The organism is Vibrio nigripulchritudo ATCC 27043 (assembly GCF_000222685.1).
GTDB classification, from domain to species: domain Bacteria; phylum Pseudomonadota; class Gammaproteobacteria; order Enterobacterales; family Vibrionaceae; genus Vibrio; species Vibrio nigripulchritudo.
Genome location: NZ_AFWJ01000209.1, coordinates 1 through 1,308 on the forward strand (window position 1 = coordinate 1; position 1,308 = coordinate 1,308).

At 44.1% G+C, this 1,308-nt stretch carries 2 protein-coding genes; one reads left to right on the forward strand and one right to left on the reverse strand.

What is annotated here, in order from left to right:
• The coding region (locus RH89_RS15170; RefSeq protein WP_004403735.1) for a sugar isomerase domain-containing protein at window positions 1-403 on the reverse strand (403 nt) is incomplete at its 3' end.
• A 464-nt stretch (window positions 404-867) separates the two neighbouring features.
• On the opposite strand from RH89_RS15170, the gene RH89_RS30385 reads away from it, so the two are divergent.
• A partial coding sequence (locus RH89_RS30385; RefSeq protein ID WP_004403741.1) for a helix-turn-helix transcriptional regulator occupies window positions 868-1,308 on the forward strand: 441 nt, incomplete at its 3' end.

The window sequence follows — 1,308 nt, forward strand, 5'->3', positions numbered from 1 at the left end:
CGATAACCGAATGACCTTTGGACTTTGCGATTTGTGCAAATTCTATGGGAAGTGGATTTCGCCCAGAATTGGAAATCACCATAATCACATCGTTAGGGGAGATGTTCTGATCATTCCAGATGACTTCAGCCAGCCCCGGCAGTTTTTCCATTGCTGAACCACGGAGTGCTCCGTCGTTGGTGAGCAATACCGAATCCAAAATAGCGTTGATGTTGCCAAGACCACCTGCACGAATAAATCCCTCTAAACCAATCATATGAGAATGACCCGTTCCCAGAACCTGTATCATGTTGTCCTCAACAATAGCTTTTGTGAACAGCTCCGTTGCCTGAGACAAAGCCTGCTGATTGGATTCTACAAGCGAGGTGAGCTTTGGCAGTAAGTGGTTAAAATATTCGGACATACTTTGTTTCTCCTTTACTGTGCCGACTTATTAACCGTAACACTTCCATTTTGCGTTCCTGATACTATTCTATCGACTATTGATACTTTTCTTGATTATTGCTGATTGTGCGTGGTATCACTGCCAAACACATCGAAGTGATAGGTGAGTGGGAGTCGAATCCAAATGAAAGCAACGATGCAAAAAGTCCCTCAACGGGTCGGTTGGTCTTGGCGCTATAAGATGTTTGAGGAGGTGACGAAGCCAGAATATTGGCATGCCCATCAAGAGTTTGAACTTGTTTTACACAGAAACTTTCAGGGCAAATCGAGAGGTCGGGCTATTTTGAAGGTCAGATTGAGCACAACGAACTGCTTCTGATTGGTCCGGGTATTGCGCACAGTTTTGAATCAATAAATTCCAGTGAACAAAATCCGTGTGAAACTCACGTTATCTGGTTTCGTGAGGAATGGATTGCCAAACTCATGTACAGCTGCGTCGAACTCCGGCAGTTAGGTCCCGTTATTAAAAATGCGAGCAAAGGTGTCAGGTTTTCCGCAGACACCGCAGAAAAAGTTTTCCAGCATCTCGATAACTTCAACAGCCTGACCCCCATAGGGCAGCTTGCAGTATTAATTCAGATTCTTGGGGATTTGTGTGCCGACCAATCCCACACAACTTTGCTTTCCTACCTTTCGGAAGGGGAAAGAGAAAAAACAAACAGTAATTTCAGTCGAGTTGACCAAGTCTGTAAGTACATCGACAACCATTACTCATCCGATATCACGTTAAAAAGCCTCGCGGATTATATGTACGTGAGTGAAAACACCATACATCGTTGGTTTATCCAACACTTTAACGAAAGCTATACCTCTTACTTGATGAAACTGAGGTTGAATCACGCATCTCAACTGCTCACAGCCACT